The sequence below is a fragment of the Limihaloglobus sulfuriphilus genome, from assembly GCF_001999965.1.
Taxonomy (GTDB): Bacteria; Planctomycetota; Phycisphaerae; order Sedimentisphaerales; family Sedimentisphaeraceae; genus Limihaloglobus; species Limihaloglobus sulfuriphilus.
In genome coordinates this window covers 2,187,727-2,206,290 of the sequence record NZ_CP019646.1, presented here as the reverse complement: position 1 = coordinate 2,206,290, position 18,564 = coordinate 2,187,727, and the positions used below count along the sequence as shown (strand labels likewise).

18 protein-coding genes are annotated in these 18,564 nt (G+C 47.0%); 11 read left to right on the top strand and 7 right to left on the bottom strand.

Annotated features, from left to right (window positions below):
- The first annotated feature begins 24 nt into the window (after positions 1 to 24).
- From rpsL to SMSP2_RS08355, 8 genes are all read left to right on the top strand, one after another.
- On the top strand, positions 25 to 390 hold the full coding sequence (gene rpsL / locus SMSP2_RS08390) for a 30S ribosomal protein S12 (protein ID WP_146683518.1): 366 nt from the start codon (positions 25 to 27) through the stop codon (positions 388 to 390).
- Positions 391 to 420: 30 nt separating this feature from the next.
- A complete protein-coding gene (gene rpsG, locus SMSP2_RS08385) occupies positions 421 to 894 on the top strand; it encodes a 30S ribosomal protein S7 (RefSeq protein ID WP_146683517.1) in 474 nt (157 codons plus the stop codon).
- A gap of 203 nt (positions 895 to 1,097) precedes the next feature.
- Positions 1,098 to 3,176 carry an elongation factor G gene (gene fusA, locus SMSP2_RS08380; protein ID WP_146683516.1) on the top strand — a complete coding sequence of 693 codons (2,079 nt, stop codon included), beginning with the start codon at positions 1,098 to 1,100 and terminating at the stop codon, positions 3,174 to 3,176.
- A 584-nt stretch (positions 3,177 to 3,760) separates the two neighbouring features.
- Positions 3,761 to 4,279: a division/cell wall cluster transcriptional repressor MraZ gene (locus SMSP2_RS08375; RefSeq protein ID WP_146683515.1), complete on the top strand. Its 519-nt coding sequence runs from the start codon at positions 3,761 to 3,763 to the stop codon at positions 4,277 to 4,279.
- An 11-nt stretch (positions 4,280 to 4,290) separates the two neighbouring features.
- Entirely contained in the window at positions 4,291 to 5,193 is a 903-nt protein-coding gene (rsmH, locus tag SMSP2_RS08370) for a 16S rRNA (cytosine(1402)-N(4))-methyltransferase RsmH (RefSeq protein WP_146683514.1), read from the top strand.
- A gap of 16 nt (positions 5,194 to 5,209) precedes the next feature.
- Positions 5,210 to 6,016 carry a LysM peptidoglycan-binding domain-containing protein gene (locus SMSP2_RS08365; RefSeq protein WP_146683513.1) on the top strand — a complete coding sequence of 269 codons (807 nt, stop codon included), beginning with the start codon at positions 5,210 to 5,212 and terminating at the stop codon, positions 6,014 to 6,016.
- 72 nt (positions 6,017 to 6,088) lie between these two features.
- Positions 6,089 to 6,313, top strand: coding sequence for a hypothetical protein (locus tag SMSP2_RS08360; protein WP_146683512.1), 225 nt, complete (start codon positions 6,089 to 6,091; stop codon positions 6,311 to 6,313).
- 387 nt (positions 6,314 to 6,700) lie between these two features.
- Positions 6,701 to 7,507, top strand: coding sequence for a nitrophenyl compound nitroreductase subunit ArsF family protein (locus tag SMSP2_RS08355; protein ID WP_146683511.1), 807 nt, complete (start codon positions 6,701 to 6,703; stop codon positions 7,505 to 7,507).
- A gap of 47 nt (positions 7,508 to 7,554) precedes the next feature.
- Here the strand turns inward: SMSP2_RS08355 and gltA are convergent, their stop codons facing one another.
- The 3 genes from gltA to plsY are packed head-to-tail and all read right to left on the bottom strand — an operon-like array spanning position 7,555 to position 10,630.
- A complete protein-coding gene (gltA, locus tag SMSP2_RS08350) occupies positions 7,555 to 9,027 on the bottom strand; it encodes an NADPH-dependent glutamate synthase (RefSeq protein ID WP_237048835.1) in 1,473 nt (490 codons plus the stop codon).
- A gap of 44 nt (positions 9,028 to 9,071) precedes the next feature.
- Positions 9,072 to 9,926 carry a sulfide/dihydroorotate dehydrogenase-like FAD/NAD-binding protein gene (locus SMSP2_RS08345; RefSeq protein ID WP_146683510.1) on the bottom strand — a complete coding sequence of 285 codons (855 nt, stop codon included), beginning with the start codon at positions 9,924 to 9,926 and terminating at the stop codon, positions 9,072 to 9,074.
- A gap of 23 nt (positions 9,927 to 9,949) precedes the next feature.
- Positions 9,950 to 10,630: a glycerol-3-phosphate 1-O-acyltransferase PlsY gene (gene plsY / locus SMSP2_RS08340; RefSeq protein WP_146683509.1), complete on the bottom strand. Its 681-nt coding sequence runs from the start codon at positions 10,628 to 10,630 to the stop codon at positions 9,950 to 9,952.
- 247 nt (positions 10,631 to 10,877) lie between these two features.
- Between plsY and SMSP2_RS08335 the strand changes: the two genes are divergently transcribed.
- Positions 10,878 to 12,095 carry a glycosyltransferase family 2 protein gene (locus SMSP2_RS08335; protein WP_146683508.1) on the top strand — a complete coding sequence of 406 codons (1,218 nt, stop codon included), beginning with the start codon at positions 10,878 to 10,880 and terminating at the stop codon, positions 12,093 to 12,095.
- A 2-nt stretch (positions 12,096 to 12,097) separates the two neighbouring features.
- Here the strand turns inward: SMSP2_RS08335 and SMSP2_RS08330 are convergent, their stop codons facing one another.
- Positions 12,098 to 13,405, bottom strand: coding sequence for a UDP-glucose dehydrogenase family protein (locus SMSP2_RS08330; protein WP_146683507.1), 1,308 nt, complete (start codon positions 13,403 to 13,405; stop codon positions 12,098 to 12,100).
- Positions 13,406 to 13,867: 462 nt separating this feature from the next.
- Here SMSP2_RS08330 and SMSP2_RS08325 point away from each other — a divergent pair, with 462 nt between their 5' ends.
- Both SMSP2_RS08325 and SMSP2_RS08320 read left to right on the top strand, forming a co-directional pair.
- Positions 13,868 to 14,509 carry a YrbL family protein gene (locus SMSP2_RS08325; protein WP_146683506.1) on the top strand — a complete coding sequence of 214 codons (642 nt, stop codon included), beginning with the start codon at positions 13,868 to 13,870 and terminating at the stop codon, positions 14,507 to 14,509.
- A gap of 258 nt (positions 14,510 to 14,767) precedes the next feature.
- Complete coding sequence (locus SMSP2_RS08320; protein WP_146683505.1) at positions 14,768 to 15,820, top strand: glycosyltransferase; 1,053 nt, start codon at positions 14,768 to 14,770, stop codon at positions 15,818 to 15,820.
- A 3-nt stretch (positions 15,821 to 15,823) separates the two neighbouring features.
- Here SMSP2_RS08320 and SMSP2_RS08315 read toward each other — a convergent pair whose 3' ends face one another.
- The 3 genes from SMSP2_RS08315 to SMSP2_RS08305 are packed head-to-tail and all read right to left on the bottom strand — an operon-like array spanning position 15,824 to position 18,563.
- Complete coding sequence (locus SMSP2_RS08315) at positions 15,824 to 16,522, bottom strand: YrbL family protein (protein ID WP_146683504.1); 699 nt, start codon at positions 16,520 to 16,522, stop codon at positions 15,824 to 15,826.
- Positions 16,519 to 17,610: a glycosyltransferase family 4 protein gene (locus SMSP2_RS08310; protein ID WP_146683503.1), complete on the bottom strand. Its 1,092-nt coding sequence runs from the start codon at positions 17,608 to 17,610 to the stop codon at positions 16,519 to 16,521. The genes SMSP2_RS08315 and SMSP2_RS08310 overlap by 4 nt, the downstream gene beginning before the upstream one ends.
- Entirely contained in the window at positions 17,610 to 18,563 is a 954-nt protein-coding gene (locus SMSP2_RS08305; protein WP_146683502.1) for an ELM1/GtrOC1 family putative glycosyltransferase, read from the bottom strand. The genes SMSP2_RS08310 and SMSP2_RS08305 overlap by 1 nt, the downstream gene beginning before the upstream one ends.
- Position 18,564: the final 1 nt, after the last annotated feature.

Below are 18,564 nucleotides of genomic sequence, written 5' to 3'. Positions count from 1 at the left end.
AAGAAAACTTATACGGAGAGGCATATGCCAACCATAAACCAGTTGGTCCGTAATGGACGTAAAACAAAATCGAAAAAGCGTGTATCTGATATCACAGGCTGTCCGCAGAAACGCGGGGTTTGCCTTATCGTTAGAACTCAGACACCTAAAAAACCGAATTCGGCTCTGCGGAAAATGGCCCGTGTGCGCCTTACGAACGGTAAAGAAGTTAATGCCTATATTCCCGGTGTTGACCATAACCTACAGGAACACAGTACGGTTCTGATCCGCGGCGGGCGTGTACGCGACCTTCCCGGTGTCAGGTATCACATAGTCCGCGGTGCACTTGATACCGCCGGAGTAAACGGGCGTAAGCAGGCCAGAAGTAAATACGGCGCTAAAAAAAGTTAACAAAATAATCGTTTAAAAAGGTTTTAGATAATGGCAAAGAAGTTTACAGCTTCAGCAAGTAAATTAAAAGAAGACGGCAAGTACGGCAGCAAGTTGGTATCTAAATTCATTAACTGCCTTATGTATGACGGCAAGAAAAGCTCAGCAGAGAAAGTGTTTTACGGTGCGATGGATATAATTGCCTCACGTATCAAGGATACACAGCCGCTGGAGGTTTTTGAGACAGCTATCAATAATGTTAAGCCTATGCTTGAGGTACGCAGCAAGCGTGTCGGCGGTGCCAGTTATCAGGTGCCCATGCAGGTTAGGCCTAAACGCCAGCAGTCACTTGCTTTCCGCTGGATCCTCAACGCGGTTCGCAGCAAAAAGGGACGCCCGACCGCCCAGTTACTTGCCGCTGAGTTCATGGATGCCTTTAAACAGGAAGGCGCTGCTATGACTATGCGTGAGAACGTTCACAGAATGGCCGAGGCAAACAAAGCATTTGCGCATTTTGCATGGTAAGCGGTCTTTTTTGTCAGTAAAATTGAATATACCACGGTTGAACTTACATAACATCTAATTTCGACCGTGGTATTTTTTGATTATAAATCCAGCTCATTCAGAGCTTTAGACGTAGAAGTAGTGTAACAATGATATAGGAAACCAGAGGAGTGGATTCTGCTTCGGAATTTTCGCCTGATAATTCTAACTACAAAGGAAACAATATGTCAGATGACTTAAGAAATCTTAGAAATATTGGCATCATGGCTCACATTGATGCCGGCAAAACAACAGTAACAGAACGAGTTTTATTCTATACAGGCCGTACATACAAGATCGGCGAAACCCATGACGGCACGGCAGTTATGGATTACATGGAAGATGAGCAGGCAAGGGGTATCACAATTACCTCTGCCGCCACTAAGTGTAAATGGAAAAACTGTGATATGAACCTGATTGATACTCCCGGTCACGTTGATTTCACCGCGGAGGTAGAACGTTCACTCCGTGTGCTTGATGGTGCCGTCGCCTGTTTCGATGCCAGTGAAGGTGTCCAGGCGCAGAGCGAAACCGTCTGGCGTCAGGGCCGCAAATACGGTGTTCCATGTCTTTGTTTCATTAACAAGATGGACAAGACGGGGGCCGATTACCTGATGTCCGTTGAAAGCATCGCCGAAAAGCTCGACGCCAACCCTATAATGATGCAGCTCCCGATAGGAGCGGAAGATAACTTCAGAGGCATCATTGATCTTATGACAATGGAGGCAACGTTTTACCAGGAGCAGAAACAAGGCGCCAAGGCGGTTGCCGGTGAAATCCCCGAAGAGCTTAAGGATGTTGCCGAGATAATGCGGCATGATATGATCGAAAAGATCGTGGAGCATTGCGAAGAGCTGATGGAGCTGTTTCTCGAGGATAAAGAAATACCCGTTGAAAAGCTCAAGGCCGTTCTCCGCAGAGAGGTTGTAGAAGGCAATCTCAACCCCGTATTTTTCGGTTCTGCCTTGAAAGACAAAGGTGTCCGGCTTCTACTCGACGGTATTGTTGACTATCTGCCGTCTCCTCTGGATAGACAGCTCTCTTCCGGCATGGACCCGAAGGATGAAGAGACTGAGATTCCGCTTGAGTGCGATCCTTCTAAACCGCTTGTTGCGCTGGCTTTCAAAGTTGCTCACGACAAACACGGTGACCTGTATTTCATAAGAATATACCAGGGAACTCTGGTTTCAGGTACCAGGCTGCTCAATTCAACCCGCGACTCAAAAGAAAATGTAACGCGAATATTTGAAATGCACGCCAATGACAGGCAGATACTCAAAGAGGCAAAGGCCGGCGATATTGTCGCTTGCGTAGGCCTTAAAGATACATTGACCGGAGACACTCTCTGTGATACTAAACATCCGGTACTTCTGGACGCGATCAGTTTCCCCGAACCGGTTATAAGCATGAGTATTGAGCCGAAAACGTCGGCTGAACGTGCCAAACTCGGAGAGGCTCTCGGGTCACTGAGGCGTGAGGATCCGACTTTTGTTACCCGATATGACGAAGAGACCGGCCAGACTATTATCAGCGGTATGGGCGAGCTTCACCTTGATATCCTTCAAAACAGGATAGTAAGGGATATGAAGGTCGATGTACGTGTCGGCACACCAAAGGTTGCTTACAAGGAATGCATTACCAAGAAGGTCGAGCAGGAATCCCGATTTGTCCGCCAGACCGGCGGACGCGGCCAGTTCGGTCATGTCATTATTACTGTTGAACCGATCTTAAACTCTGACGGCAACGTAAGTAACGATATAGAATTTGAGAGCAAAATCGTCGGCGGCTCAATCCCGCGTGAATACTGGAATTCAGTTGAAAAGGGATGCCGCACGGCATTAACTTCTGGAGCACTCGCCGGTTATCCGGTCGTCGGCGTTCGCATTGAGCTGCTCGACGGAAGTTTCCACGCTGTTGACTCTTCTGAAATGGCTTTCGAACAGGCCGGAGCTATGGCGATACGTGAGGCGATGTTAAAGGCCTCCCCAAAACTGCTCGAGCCGGTTATGAAGCTCCAGGTAGTTGTTCCCGAGACCAATTTCGGTGTAGTTCAGGGCAGTCTTATATCTAAACGAGGTCTTGTAACCAACACCCGTGTAAGCGGCCAGATGCGTGTTATTGATGCCAAGGCCCCGCTTTCAGAGCTGTTTGGCTACACAAGTGAGCTTCGCGGCTCAACACAGGGTCGCGGCTCTTTCTCAATGGAACCGCTGGATTATGAACAGGTTCCGGAGGCAGTCGCCAAGAAAATACTTCACAGCTAAGATAGATTGTGGGTAACTTGTGGGGCGTAATCCCTGGATTACGGCTCATTAAGTAACATATAGGGCAGGAAAAACAGTTCCTGCGGCAGCGGCAGTGTTGAACACGAGTAAATTGTCAACACTGCCGCTTTTTTATGTAAGGACATATCGTATTATACTTCATATCTCAAATGCTTAAATCGTAAGAATTTACAAATCAGACCTGATAAATTTTGTGTTAAATCGAATATTTTTTTAACATTTCGAATAATAATGCCCGCAAATTAAAATACGATATGTAGTGGATTTAAGCAAATTAGACCGATATGTTGAGTTTGAGTGGGTTGCGGTGGGGCAGAGTTTTATTGTAGTGGAATAAATTTTAAAAATTTTCTTGACTACTGTGGGGACTGGTGGTTTAATGTCACTAATTGATATGCCTTAATCCCTTTTTACTGTAGTCAATATGCACTTAAGTGGTGCAAAAGGGTGCAAAGGAAGTAACAGTTTAATAGTGTTCGACGATGGGTTTCATTTAGTTTAGAGGCTTACTTGATCAAATTATTTAATTTGGGTACATAATTTTGTCTGAAATACCGAAGCATATGCAGTTACGAGGTGAATATGAACACACGCTTGATGAAAAAGGGCGTTTGTTTCTTGCCAGCAGGCTTCGCAATAATCTCGCAGAAGAAATTGAGAAATCCGGGCTTATTCTTTCAATGGGCCCTGATGGTGTATTATGTATGTATCCGGGAAGTGTATTTGAAAAGGTAGTACTAAAAGCATCTGAAACAATGGACCCTGGCAAAGCTTCTGCATACATTCGTTTCCTTTATGGTTCGAGTATAGATATACAGTTAGACAACCAGGGAAGGTTTTGTATACCCGAAACGCTCCGGGCCAAAGCACGGCTCGGAGCAATGATAACAATCGTGGGCGTTCGCGACCGCGTAGAAATATGGAATACGGCAGACTGGCAGCAGAATCAGCAGCAGGACTTCGACCAGTTCAATGAAGTTGCCAACTATACCAGGCTTGCCATGCTCAAAGATGATGCCGATAAAAAGGCTGCGGATGAGGTTTTTGATAAAACTGATAAATCCTACAGCGACAGAGGCTAAGGGACGTAAAAATGCTTTCTGAAGAGCATATACCGGTACTTGCCGAGCCGCTGATTGAAAAGTTAATATTACCCGCTGATGCGGTGATAGTTGACTGTACTCTCGGTCACGGCGGCCATTCTCTGCTGCTCGGCAGCAGGCTCGGCCCCAATGGCAGGATAATCGGTCTTGATGTTGATCCTGAAAGCATAAAAAAGGCCCGCGATGTTCTTGCAGGCCTCGAATGCAGGGTTGATATCTACAGAGAAAACTTCAGCCGTATTGACAGTGTGATGGAGCTTGCCGGTGCAGAATCGGCCGATTTGATATTGGCGGATCTGGGTTTCTGTTCGGCCCAGCTGGAAAACACTGAGCGGGGCCTGAGTTTTGAACAGAATATGCCGCTTGACATGAGGCTTGACGAAAGACTCGAGGTTACCGCGGCGGATATTTTAAAAAGTGAAGACGAAAATGTCCTGGCAGACATTATTTACCGGTTTGGTGAAGAACGTGCAAGCCGGCGAATCGCAAGACTGATAGTCGAGCAGAGAAAAAATAAGCCCATAACTACAACCGCGGAACTTGCCGCGATAGTAGTCCGGGCCAAAGGTCTCAATCGGCGATGGGTGAAAAGCCGAAGCAAGGAAATAGCCCAGACGTTTCAGGCGCTGCGAATCGCCGTCAATCATGAGCTTGATGTTCTTGAGCGGCTTCTTGAGAATCTGCCCTCAAGGCTCAAAACCGGCGGATACGCGGCAGTGATAACCTTTCACAGCCTCGAAGCCAGGATAGTAAAGCAGAGCTTTAAACAGCTTGAAAAAGCCGGTGTATATGAAGCTCTGACAAAGAAACCAATAACCGCATCGCAAGACGAGTGCCGCCGAAATCCGCGTTCTCGAAGTGCGCAGATGCGGGTAGTGTGTAAAAAGATGTAGTTCCAAGGTGCGAAAAATGAGACATCTGAATAAAATTTTAATGCTTGTCATGCTTGGCCTGACAATTGTGATACTGCGGGTTGTAAACGGGCCGCTGTTTGATGAAAACACGGCGGGGCTGACTCCGGAAGATCCTTATGCAGACCGCAGTAATGGTATTGTGCGTAAAACTCGTGACGATATTCAGGCCAAAACCCAGCAGTTGATAAACGATCTATACAGAAAACAGGATGTCTCCGAGATTCAGCAGATACGCAATCAGCAGCATCTGAGAAATATTGCCCAGGAGCAGATCGCACAGACAATCCCCCAGGCTGCCCGGGCCTCTGTTGAGAAGGCCAGAGAGAATACCATTGCCGCAGATATCAAACATCATTTGGTTGAAGTGCAAAAAGGCGACAATCTAACTAAGATAGCAAAGCGTATTTACGGATGCAGCAACAAAGAAGCACATAAATACGTTAAAATTATCTATGAGGCAAACAGCTCTGTAATGAAATCTCCCAATGACCTCAAGGTAGGTGCAAAACTGACTCTGCCGGTGGTCTCTGACGGCAGCGGCGATCTTGACAGACTGGCAAGTGCAGCGCCGGGCGTTTTTGAAAAACTCGCAAACGGCGCCGGCAATGTTGCAAGATTGAGCTCGACAGTAAACAGATACGACACCTACAGCGTAACAAAGGGCGATACTCTAAGTGAAATCGCCACGAAAAAACTCAATGACGGCAAACGCTGGAAAGAAATATTTGAGATTAACAAAAATATACTAAAAAGTCCTGATAAACTTCGGGAAGGTATGAATCTGCGTCTGCCCAGTTCTTGACACGGGGCGCTTCGGGTGATGATTGAATTAAAATATAAATATAACCTTTAGTAAGGAACCGGCTTATAAGTAATGAAGTTTTTCTGCTTACTGTTTACAATTGTCTGCTTTACAGCGGCAATGATTCTGACTGTTCATCTTAGGACAGTCAACAGCAGGTTGTTTTTTGAGTGCCGCAAACGTATTGTTGACCGGCAACGGCTCAAGCATGAGCTCACCCAGAAAGAGCTTGAGGCCAGTTATCTGATAAACAGGGTTGTAATTACTGCCCCGGATTTGGAAGGGCAGGCTGAATAATGCCGAAAACGGCAGAACTTTGAAAATAAAATATTCCGGCTGCCGCGATGAGCGGTAAACCACATTAAAACAGTTAAGGCTGACCGAAACCCCGACAGGGCGAAAAAAGCCCAGACCAGTATTTTTGATATTGATCTTCGTCCCGCCGGGGGTTAGCCGAATTTTTTGAGGAACGTTCAAAGCAGCGCCGAAACTGGTATCATACTCCTTTTACACATCTTTTTAAGGCAGCTCGGCAGCGCAGACCGTGCTGCCTTTATTTTTTAAGGAGTGACTAATGCGGTTTTTTATTTCAGCAGTTGAAGCGGCCTGCAATCAGGATTATAATGTTAGTGTGGTATATTACTTTGAGTTTTTTGAAAATATACATGATTAACGAGGCTTACAGTGAAAATTGAAATAATCGCAGCCGCAGGTGCCGATTGCCAAAGACTTTCGGCCAGGATTGAAGAGCTGATCAGCGGCAGTGAGAAGAACTGCGAGCTTATAGAGAATACAAATCCGGAATCTCTAAAGCGTTTTGGCATCAGCAAAGCACCCGCTCTGGTAATTGACGGAGAGGTTAAATTTTCGGGTTCTGTCCCCTCCGACCAAGAGCTTCGGAGTATGCTTGGAATCGAACCTTCTGAAGAAAATAACAGTTTTTCACCTCGCCGGCCTGAATCAGCTAACTTGAAGCCTTTCAGGTATATACTGATAGCAGTGATGATATTCAGTCTTGCGGCGGTGATATTCCGTTACATGAGCGGCTCTTCCTGTTTTTCAGGCTCTTGCGGTATTGGCGCGGGCAGCAATCACGGCATAGGAACTGATGCCGCCGCGAGAACTTTTAACGAAAATCCTCAACGGGCTGAAAATCCGGACGTTATTGTGTATTACTTTCATAGCGGCAATCGGGACCAGACATGCCGCGATATAGAGTGTGATACGGCTATGATATTGAGCCTGGAATTCTCAGATTTGTTAATCGCCGGAATTATTGACTGGCGGGTTATAAACATAGACGAGCCGGAAAACGTTCATTTCCTCAATAATTTTCAGGTATCCGCAGAAACAGTGGTACTCTCCAGACTCGACGGCGGCAAAGAAGTTGAATTTAAACGCCTGGATTCGGTTAAAGACCACCTCGGGGATATCGATGCCCTGAAGCAGTACATCACCCGTGAAGTTAAGGCTTATCTTAACCGCGGCTGACTAAAGACCATAAGCGTTGCTGATTATTGCTGAAAAATTTACCAGTATCAGCCGGATTTTAGATATTCATTGATTGATTGTGCCGCTATTCTGCCCTGGCCCATTGCCAGAATCACCGTAGCCGCACCGAGTACGATATCGCCGCCGGCATAAACGCCCTCAATGCTCGTTTTGCAGTTGTCGTCCACCTCTATGTTGCCCCATTTATTGAACTTAAGCCCCGGCGTTGTCTGCTGCAGCAGCGGGTTGGCACCGTTTCCGATTGCTACAATCGCGGTATCTACTTCGATCTCAAACTCTGAGCCCTCGATTGGCACCGGCCGGCGCCTGCCCGAATCGTCCGGCTCGCCCAGCTCATAACGCAGACACTCAACAGCGCGAACACGGGCCTTGTCGTCTCCGAGGATTCGTTTCGGATTCTGGAGTATGAGGAATTTGACTCCCTCTTCCTTGGCGTGGTGGATCTCCTCGATACGTGCGGGCATCTCCGCCTCGCTGCGGCGGTAAATCAGATACACTTCCTCGGCACCAAGTCGAAGGGCGGTTCTCGCCGAGTCCATGGCAACGTTGCCGCCGCCGAAAACGGCGACTTTTTTGCTGCGGGCGATGGGTGTGTCAGCTCCTTTGCCGAAATCGTAAGCCTTCATCAGGTTTGCCCTGGTTAGATATTCGTTTGCGCTGTACACGCCGACAAGCTGCTCGCCTTCTATGTTCATAAACTTGGGCAGACCTGCTCCGACGCCGATATAAACCGCCTGGAAGCCGTCTTCATTCATGAGCTGCTTGACAGTGCGTGTGCGGCCAACAAGGAAATTACATTCCAGCTTTACGCCCATCTTGATAAGTTTGTCTATTTCTTTCTGTACAAGTGCCTTAGGAAGGCGGAACTCTGGTATTCCATACACCATCACGCCGCCGGGCTTGTGGAATGCTTCGAAGATCGTAACATCATGACCGGCTCTGCGGCACTCTCCCGCTACGACTATCCCGCCGGGGCCTGAGCCGACTACAGCGACTTTCTTGCCGGTTTCCGGTGCGATTTTGGGAGTCATGTCATTGTCCAGGAATTTGTCGGCAACAAAACGCTCAAGCCTGCCGATAGATACCGCCATTGTGGGGTCTTTGTACCGCAGTCCGACCGTGCATTTTGCCTGGCACTGTATTTCCTGTGGGCAGACCCGTCCGCAAACAGCCGCGAGAAGCTGATTCTGCTGGATAATCTCCATCGCCTTCTGGTCGTCTCCGTCTGCTATCGCGCCGACAAAATCTTTTATGTTGATTCGTACCGGACAGCCCTCTACGCAAGGTGCGTTTTTGCACTGAATGCAGCGCATCGCTTCGAGGCGGGCCTCTTCTTCGGTGTAGCCCAGGGCGACTTCTTCAACGTTGTTTTTTCGTACATCTGGCTCTTGTGCCGGCATCTCCTGCGGAGGGATTTTGAGCCTCTCTGAGTTTTTCAGGGTGCCGTTTTTCTGTTTCTCTCTTAGTTCCGAATATGATTTCTGCTTTGATTCAGTCACTTTGCTGTCTCCGTATATTGTTCAAAAACTTGTCAGTTAATCGCCTATTTGTCCAGGCCTATTTTGCACCTGTGTTCTTTGTATTTGTCAAGGGCTTCCTGCTCAAGATCTTTATAAGCATTCATGCGTTTCATCATCAGGTCAAAATTGACCTTGTGTCCGTCGAATTCCGGGCCGTCAACACAGACGAATTTTGTTTCACCGCCGACCTCTACGCGGCAGCCGCCGCACATGCCCGTGCCGTCGATCATGATGGTATTGAGCGAAACGACCGTCGGCACGTCAAATTCTTTCGTAGTAAGGCAGCAGAACTTCATCATCGGCGTAGGGCCGATAGCTACTGCCAGAGCGGGTTTTTCGCCGCGGGAGCAAACTTCCTTTAAAGGTTCTGTCACAAGTGCTTTGCGGCCGTATGATCCGTCATCGGTAACCACTGTCAGCTCATCGCTTATCGCCTTGAATTCATCTTCGAGGATGATCAGCTCTTTGGTGCGGGCTCCAATTATGGAGATGATTTTGTTGCCGGCCTCCTTGAGTCCTTTGGCGATCGGCAGAAGCGGCGCGTTGCCGATTCCTCCGCCGACACAGACGACCGTGCCGAATTTTTCAATGTGGGTTGGCTGGCCCAGCGGCCCGACAATATTATCTATGCTATCGCCCACTTCGAGGTTTGCCATCTCGGCGGTTGACTTGCCGACTGCCTGGAAGATAAGCGTAATTGTGCCCTTGTCGGCATCAGCGCCGGCGATTGTCAGCGGGATACGTTCGCTGTATTCGGTAGATATCCCTACAATCACGAACTGTCCGGGCTTACGGGCGGAGGCGATGTTAGCCGCTTCGACCTCAATCCGGTAAACGTTTTCTGAAAGCTGATTCTTGTTAACAATTTTGTGCGGCAATTTAATGCTCCTTATATCATTTGTTATAAAGTGTTTATATTCAAGTTACGTTTTTCTTTGCCTTCAAAGACACGGGTCTCCGTTCCCGCGGCAATTCTTTTCAGGTTATCTCTGTGCCGGTATGTTATCAGCATCGCCATAAGCGTTGAGATGACTATAAGCGGCCATAAATTTTCAATTTTCCATTCATCAAGTATTATTATACCGCAAGCAAGAATGATCGGCATAATTATCGCGGCAAGTATCGATGAGAGCGAGACATAATGCGATATCTTCAACGTTGCCAGCCACACGGCAAATCCGATAAAACCCGGTATTGTAAGATACGGCCAGATTCCAAGCACAAATCCCAGGCTCGTTGCAACGCCCTTGCCGCCTTTGAAACCAATATAAACCGGATAAATGTGTCCCAGCACAGCCGCACAGCCTATGGTCATCCATTGCAGCAGCTCGAGGGCAGTTGGATTTTCGGTCACCAGTGCCCTGCCGGCTAAAACCGGTATAAGTCCTTTTGCAACATCTAAAAAGAAACATACAACCGCCCACTTTTTCCCCAGGGCGCGGCCGAGATTCGTAGCTCCTATGTTGCCCGAGCCGACTTTGCGGAGGTCTATGCCCTTAGAGCGGGCAATTAAGAACCCAAAAGGTACCGCTCCGATAAAGTACGCCGCGGCAAGGACTAATATGTATTGTATTGTGTTCATTTAATGCCTTGTGAGGTTAAACTCTTGACAAAACTATATATAATGGCTTTTTTTGACAGAAATGCAAGATATTCAGCAGTTTTTATGCAGAGATAAGCAGCAGTTATACACATGATTCTCTTGTTCTTATTCTCTGATACAATCCGTTAATCCTGTCTAATATTATAATATAGTTGAACGTTTCGCCTTAATTATGTAAAATCCTGCTTTTACAGAATAACCACTTTATAACGGGTTTAATTATATAATGTTTTTTGATCTTGCTTTAGTTTTTTTGTGTATTGCGGCAGTCAGCCAGTTTTTGTATTTTCTGCTGATCACCTCCAACCACAAGGATTTTGTTAAAAGATATAACCGTGATTTCAAGGAGTTTCGGCCGAAGGTGCTTTTGACTGTCCCCTGCAAAGGGCTTGATATGGGATTTTTCAGGAATATCCTCTCGCTGATGCGGCTTGACTATGAGAATTATAATATTCATTTTGTCGTTGAGAGCGAGTCCGATCCCGCGTACGAATCTTTGCAGAGAATAATTGACCGCTGCCGAGATGATATGCCTGCCGGCTTTGCAAAGGTCCTGGTGGCGGGTATTTCAAAGGGTTACAGCCAGAAAAACCATAACCTCCTGCACTCGCTCAGGTTCGCTCCCCACGATACGGAAATCTACGCATTCGCCGATTCGGATACACGGGTCAGCCGGCTGTGGCTGGCGCATTTGATGTACCCGCTGCGAAATAGTAAATACGGCGTTTCCACGGGTTACCGTTATTTTATACCGGCACGTCGGCGGTTCTCTAATCTGGCGCTGTCTTCCATGAACGCCGCCGCGGCACAGATTATGGGCAAGAGCAAATATACCACGCAGGTCTGGGGCGGCTCAATGGCGATACGCAAAGAGCTTTTTGAACAGCTTAATGTCGCAAATCTTTGGCAGAAAAGCATCAGCGATGATTTGACCCTCTCGGCGGCTGTGCGGAATGCCGGCTACAAAATACGCCTTATGCCGCGGTGTTTTACGGTTACGTTTGAGGATATGAGCTGGGGGCAGCTCTTTGAGTTCGGCCGCCGGCAGATGCTGATTACCCGAGTGGCGTATCTGCGTATGTGGCTCTGGGGGCTGTTTTGCCTGTTGAACCATTTTCTCGGCGTCTGGATACTGCCGGTTGCTGCCGCCGTCAGGTTTGCCATGGGAGAAAACGACGCGAAACTCTTTGCAGCCGCGGCGGTTATACACTGGGCGAGCCTGATTTACCGAACATACATGCGCCGCAGGACATTTGAGTTTGTTCTCGGTCCCTACGGCGGCTACGTCAGACAGCTCTCAATGTGGGAATTTCTGCTCAACCCCCTGTGGCTGGCACTCATGCTGGCTTTGATACTGATTTCGTCTTTCGGCCGCACAATCTGCTGGCGGGGAGTGCGCTACAGACTAAACGGAGCGTTTGATATTGAAAGGCTTAACAGATAGACTTACAGTTGGGGCCTTCCGATTGAAAAATATTTAAATCCCAGTTTTGCAAGGTACTCTGGCTCATAAAGGTTTCGTCCATCGAATATCAGCGGCTCAGAGAGTGTTTTTTTGATAGTTTCGAAGTCCGGCCCTCTGAATTCCTGCCAATCAGTGAACACAACCAGGGCATCGGCAGATTCCAGTACATCATAATCATATTCTGCCAGTTGAATCCGGCTTCCAAATTTTTCCTTAGCGGCGGGCATAGCTTCAGGATCATATGCTTTAATCTTAAATCCAGCATCCAGAAACTTTTCAATACACCAGATAGCCGGCGATTCACGGATATCGTCTGTCTTAGCTTTAAAGGCCAGGCCCCAGACTGCCAGGGTGGTTTTATTCTCTTTGCCTTTGAAAAAATCAAGGATCTTACCGGCAAACCTTTCATGCTGCTTATAATTTGCATCAAGCACTGACTGCGCTATTGACATCGGGCAGTTTTGCTTATCTCCCATGTGTATCAAGGCTCTGACGTCTTTGGGGAAACAGCTGCCGCCGAAGCCCACGCCGGCAAAAAGAAACGAGTTGCCGATTCTGCTGTCAGAGCCGATCCCCTTTCGAACCATTTCGATATTCGCCCCGAATGTATCGCAAAGAGCTGAAAGTTCATTCATAAACGATATTCGGGTTGCCAGCATTGCGTTAGATGCATATTTGCTCATTTCAGCACTTGCCGGTTCCATAAATATAATCCTATTGGATTTACGCATGAATGGGGCATAGACTTGCTGCATAGCCTGGCGGGCATAATCGGAGCTGGTGCCTATTATAACCCTGTCAGGTTTGAGAAAATCCTCCACCGCGGAACCCTCTTTAAGAAATTCAGGGTTGCTGACATAATGAAAGGGGACATCTGTAATAGAGGATACAAGATCCGTTATTATTTTGTAAGTTCCTACCGGAACAGTGCTTTTGGTGACAATAACCTTTGGTTTTTTTATGATTTGAGCAATGTTTCTGGATACATCAAGCACGGCAGAAATATCTGCTGATCCGTCGGGAGAGCTGGGTGTGCCGACACCAACTATGATTATATCGCTGTTTTGAACTCCATAGCTCAAATCGGTAGTAAAACAGAGCCTTTGGGCTTTGCTGTTTCTTTGTACTAATTCTGTAAGACCTGGCTCATAAATGGGTATTATGTTCTTTTTAAGGCCATCAATCTTTTTACGGTCCTTATCAACGCATATGACATGGTGGCCGCCGTCAGAAAGACATGCCGCTGCTACAAGACCTACATAGCCAATGCCTGTTACCGCTATATTCATATTTTTTTCCTGGATTTTGTCAGATTATACGATTGGGATTATATCAGTGATTGCAAGAGAGATAAATGCCAGGTAGCATTCGAAACTAAGATACAGATTCATCAGATAACAATCCTTATTTACGAATAATGAGTATCTTAATGTAATTTTATAATAATTGTGACAAAAATCAATAAATGTTATAATATATACTGTTAAAAAATTGGAATGTTTAGATTTTATAGCTTGAGTTTTACCTGTTGTTACTAGTAGATTGTTTAATAACTTTAAAAATATTATGGGAATCTTTACCTCAGATGACATGCTGATTCACAGGTATGCACTTATGAAAGTTGCGACCGGTAGATATTTGGTGAAAAGTAAGAAATTAAAAGCTTACACCCTTCAAAGTACAGAATCGCATATTACTGAGGTAAACACAGATTAAAGAAAGAATCAACTCATAGGCAGCCAACTACGCAAATGGATATAACTTACAAATTATCAGACGAAAAACCCATCGCATCAGGCTTGGAGAAGTTGGTTTTTCAGCACCCTGAAAACAAAAACCTACTGATAAAAGTATGGCACAAAACATTCTTCGAGCGGAAAAAGAAACGGCACCCGATTGCAATTAAGTTTCAACGACTGCCTCGCTATAGCTCCATTGTAAATGAGATCACAGAACAATTAGTAATCTATGAAGCAGACCAGACTCCAGTTTACATTCAGAAGGTAAGCGGACTCGTTCATACAGATTTAGGGCCCGGTATTACAGTAAAAGCCATTCTTAAAAAAGACGGAACTTTAGCATGGACTTTGGGAGATATGATTAAGAATAAGAAATACAACGCTATGCATCAAAGAGCCATTGATGAATTACTTAACTGGCTAAAGGATAGCCCCATAATAGTACGAGATTTTGATCTGCAGAATCTTGTATGGGATGAACAGAACAGCCGTTTTGTGATTATTGATGGCATCGGCGGTAGATCGACCGTTTCCTTACGCAGGTTCTGGCCAAACTACAATACTTATTCCAAACGCAAACGAATCAAAAAAATACGACGGCGGATACAAGTTGCTCTGCGTGGAGAGTATGAGCAAGACCCGCTAGTGCGATAGATAAACCGTTTGAATCTTAACCAAATATGGTGAAGAGAGGAATCAATGACATACCGGTTTTAAGAGGTAAAATAATTGTAAGAGTTAAACCGAAGTGCTGGATTTGAGAGATTTACAAGTCCGGATCTGTGAGGAGAATTGAAGTTGCGGTAGTAAATATCAGAAGGTGTGAAGGGAAACATGTTATGCCTAATCGAGGATGTGAGTTTATATAAAATTATGACGATAAATACTTAACACGATTAAATAGAGGTTGAAATGCGTATAGCACAGGTAATGCTTGGACGTGGATTTGGCGGGGCTGAAAGGTCCTTTGTTGATACTTCTCTTGCTCTTGCGGCGAGAGGTCACGATATACTTGCGATATGTCATAAAGGGTTTATAAAGAAAGAACTGCTTCTGGGTATTCCAAACATTACACTAAGGACGGTAAATGCGTTAGGCGAGTGGGATTTTATCACTCCCCTGGTCATACGGAAAATGCTCAAAGAGTTCAAGGCCGAGGTTGTACATACACAGCTTAAACGGGCAGCCTGGCACGCGGGCAGGGCGGCTGTTGGCTTAAATATACCGGTTGTATCAAAACTGCATAATTATGTAAAACTGAGTCGTTATAGGTATGTGGATGTCTTGATTGCAACAACACAAGACCAAAGAGAGTACGCTCTTTCGAACGGTTGGCCTATAAATAGCGTAACAGTGGTTCCGAACTTTTCGAGGCTTTTACCGGTCAAAATCGTTTCAGACAAGTTTTCTAAACCGATAAATTTTATATCTTACGGCAGATATGTAGAGGAAAAAGGGTTTCACATTTTGCTCAAAGCGTTCAGGAACGTTATAGATGCCCGAGTTGATGCCAGGCTGACTGTCGGCGGAAGCGGTGCAGACTTGCGGCGGCTGCGGGACTTGAGCGGTCAGCTGAAACTTGATGATAAAGTTCGGCTTGGAGTGTGGATTGACGATGTTTGCTCAGCATTGGATGAGGCGGATATTTTTGTTCTACCATCTTTAAGTGAGTCGTTTGGGATTGTTGTGCTTGAAGCTATGTCGCGTGGAATCCCGCTTATTTCCACACTTACCCGGGGGCCTTCTCAGATTTTGACCGAAGACGATGCGTATCTTGTTGAAACGGGTTCCGTTGAGCAGTTATCAAAGGCCATGATCGAAGCGGCTACCAATCCAGAAGCGGCTCTTTCCAAAGCAGGCAAGGCATTGGAGCTATATCGTAACAAATATTATGAAAAAGCTGTAATACCCCAATTAGAAGCCATTTATCAGGACTTAAAAGCAGGTACCGATATTGCAAAGTAGTGCCTATCTGTGTCTGAGTACTCCGGGGCTCCAGGTTTGTCCATCCCGCATATGGTGAATAGCTGCACCGTTTTGCCTTCTTGTTTCATAGAAAACCTGAAACCTTGCCCAAGCTCTTCTTGAAATTCGTTTTATCTTCATTCTTCCCATTGTTCTGCTCCACTGGGCGATTGGCAACAGGGCAGGGTCGCCGAATCCATCGATGATGTAGATTTGCCAGCTGCCGTCAGCTTGTTTTGAAGCGACAAGATTATGATCAAGCAGGTTACGAGTTATAATGTTATGCTGGCATAAAAATCTAGTCAACTCGTCAAAACCGTCTTTGAACTCAAGAGGATGCAGATTCTGATAAAAATGCTCTCTGAGCGAGCGGCTTATCTTTCCGTCTGTATCTCGTACAAGATCCAGTACAAGCCCGGGGCCTAAATCTGTCGGTTCATATCCATAGCATAAGGGTATATGGAGCTGCATACCTTTTCCGATACGTTTTTCAAGTTTATTTAGTACTCGCCTTTCATCTTCGTTGTTGTCGTATCTGCGGCGCAGAACAGATGGAACGAAAAGTTTTTTTCTTCTTGCTGACACATTTTTATCAGTCCTTAGCACCTTTACACATTTGGATGCGTCGGATGGGTGGACATAGCATTCCCGTCTTCCGCCGACGGCAAAGGGTTCGAGTTTTGACAGCTTCAATTCCGTCATCCCAACAGCTCCTTATACACCGCCAGTTCTTTTTCTACCATGATGTCAAGACTGAAGTGGTCGTTTATATGTTTCCGCATGTCGCCGAATTTATGGTTCATTGCCAGCTTGATTTTTTTATAAAGCTGATCCGAGTTTCCCGGCGGGTAGAACATTCCGGCTTCGGGCTCTTTTATTATGTCAAGTGAGCCGCCGTGAGAGCTTGCAACCACCGGTGTATTCATGGACATTGCCTCGGCAGCGATGCGCCCGAATGTCTCGGGTTTTGTAGAAGCGGCGGATATGACTATATTGCTAAGTGAGTATATCTCACGAACTTGTGATTGAGGGCCTGTAAAACAGAAAGCATCATCACCGAACGCAGCGGCCTGCTGTTTGAGTTGATCATAGTATTCTGTTTTGTTATCCGCTGTACGGCCTACAATAAGCCCTAATACATTTGGGTTTTCCTGGTGGATGCGGCCAACGGCTTGGATAAAGTCTGGGTGGCCCTTCCAGCCGGTAATTCTGCCGACAATGGATATTATATATCTTCCGTTTAAGCTGTGTTCTTCTTTGAAAGAATCAATGAATTTATGATTCAGTTTGGCCGGATCGAAGTATTCCATGTCGATGCCTCGCGGCACATAGCGGAGTTTTGAGCTGTCAAAATGGTAGTTCTCAAGTACATATTCCTTGATCGACGTACTGCCGTAAATCACCCTTTCACCCCGAAGCATCACCCGGCTGTAGCAGTTGACACTGTTGAAGCCGTGTACGGTGGTAACAAAGGGGATATCCAGCCCTTTGAGGGCGAATACGCACATCCATGCCGGCACGCGGCTGCGAGCGTGGACAATATCGGGGCTTAACCGGCGGAGAATCTTTTTTAGCTTGAGTATCCGCGGCAGGGCGGTCAGCGGGTTCTTGCTGCACACATCGTGTGTGATATGTTCGCCGCCGTCAGCGGTTATCTGCCGGGCAAGTTTGCCGCCGGCGGAGATCACAATGCTCTGGTGGCCGCGTTTTACGAGTTCGCGGCTTAGCTCTACCGTGCCGCGTTCCACGCCGCCCTGATTGAGCTCGGGTAGTAGCTGGACTATCTTCATTACGCGCTGCCTCCGCCGCGTTTGAAGCCGGATTTCTCCAGTGCCGCTGCGACAATTTCTTTCACGGAAACCTTTTTGCCGGCGTCGCCAAGGCTGCCGTCGAATATATGCGCGTTTGCATTTTCCACAAGACCTGCCAGAAAGCGGTCAAATTTGCTCTTGCGTTTGGGTTTGTTTTTCAGTATCTCGATTTTTGCCCTTCCCTCGCTTACGCACTCGCTGATCATAGACGCCGAATCGCTGGTAACGAATATCCGCTCGCTCAGGGCGATAAACGCCGGTATCGGGTTGTACTGCTCCTTAGAGTATATGAGCTTGTAATCGAACGGAAAGCTTTCCACGATCCGCTCAACCTCGCCGCTTGTCCGCCGGGATGTCGTAACCCAGTGCTTAGACTCGCCGGTCAGCTCAAATATCTGTTCGAGCTGGGTTTGTATCTGCCGCGGGCATACGTCGCCGTATTTGTTGCCGCCGCCGATTATAACGCTTACCGCCGGGCCGGTGATGTCGGTCTTGCCCTTAAAATCATCCACCGCGTCCATGAAGAAATCCGCCCCGCGGCTCGAAAGCGTTACCGGCAGAGGCGTTATATTGTCCGCTTCGGGCGGGTTGTCGTAGGCCGGGCAGAGTATATGGGCAAAATCATTCCTGAAACCGCGAGGGTACATCAGGGCGATTGCCGGTATGTCCAGACGGCGTGAGATGACCTTTGCCGGGTAGTACGATGCCGAGCCGACGGCGACAACGGCGTTATACGCGGCGTCTTCGTATTCGAGCCGGAAAGCCGATTCGCGGTATATCCCGAGCCCATCGAGCAGGTATGTCAGCCCTTTGGCGGCTTTGCAGGGGTAGCCGGCAACCGCCTCACTGCTCTGCCAGCCCATGATACTGCAAAGTGCTCTGGCCTGGTTGAAGTGCCCTGGTTTGCCGTCGGTTATGGTTAAAACTCTCATG

What these genes read in the sequence shown, in the direction of transcription:
- rpsL (WP_146683518.1), top strand. Translation starts at nt 25, where the DNA reads ATGCCAACCATAAACCAGTTGGTCCGTAATGGACGTAAAACAAAATCG.
- rpsG (WP_146683517.1), top strand. Translation starts at nt 421, where the DNA reads ATGGCAAAGAAGTTTACAGCTTCAGCAAGTAAATTAAAAGAAGACGGC.
- fusA (WP_146683516.1), top strand. Translation starts at nt 1,098, where the DNA reads ATGTCAGATGACTTAAGAAATCTTAGAAATATTGGCATCATGGCTCAC.
- SMSP2_RS08375 (WP_146683515.1), top strand. Translation starts at nt 3,761, where the DNA reads ATGCAGTTACGAGGTGAATATGAACACACGCTTGATGAAAAAGGGCGT.
- rsmH (WP_146683514.1), top strand. Translation starts at nt 4,291, where the DNA reads ATGCTTTCTGAAGAGCATATACCGGTACTTGCCGAGCCGCTGATTGAA.
- SMSP2_RS08365 (WP_146683513.1), top strand. Translation starts at nt 5,210, where the DNA reads ATGAGACATCTGAATAAAATTTTAATGCTTGTCATGCTTGGCCTGACA.
- SMSP2_RS08360 (WP_146683512.1), top strand. Translation starts at nt 6,089, where the DNA reads ATGAAGTTTTTCTGCTTACTGTTTACAATTGTCTGCTTTACAGCGGCA.
- plsY (WP_146683509.1), bottom strand. Translation starts at nt 10,630, where the DNA reads ATGAACACAATACAATACATATTAGTCCTTGCCGCGGCGTACTTTATC.
- SMSP2_RS08335 (WP_146683508.1), top strand. Translation starts at nt 10,878, where the DNA reads ATGTTTTTTGATCTTGCTTTAGTTTTTTTGTGTATTGCGGCAGTCAGC.
- SMSP2_RS08330 (WP_146683507.1), bottom strand. Translation starts at nt 13,405, where the DNA reads ATGAATATAGCGGTAACAGGCATTGGCTATGTAGGTCTTGTAGCAGCG.
- SMSP2_RS08325 (WP_146683506.1), top strand. Translation starts at nt 13,868, where the DNA reads ATGGATATAACTTACAAATTATCAGACGAAAAACCCATCGCATCAGGC.
- SMSP2_RS08320 (WP_146683505.1), top strand. Translation starts at nt 14,768, where the DNA reads ATGCGTATAGCACAGGTAATGCTTGGACGTGGATTTGGCGGGGCTGAA.
- SMSP2_RS08315 (WP_146683504.1), bottom strand. Translation starts at nt 16,522, where the DNA reads ATGACGGAATTGAAGCTGTCAAAACTCGAACCCTTTGCCGTCGGCGGA.
- SMSP2_RS08310 (WP_146683503.1), bottom strand. Translation starts at nt 17,610, where the DNA reads ATGAAGATAGTCCAGCTACTACCCGAGCTCAATCAGGGCGGCGTGGAA.
- SMSP2_RS08305 (WP_146683502.1), bottom strand. Translation starts at nt 18,563, where the DNA reads ATGAGAGTTTTAACCATAACCGACGGCAAACCAGGGCACTTCAACCAG.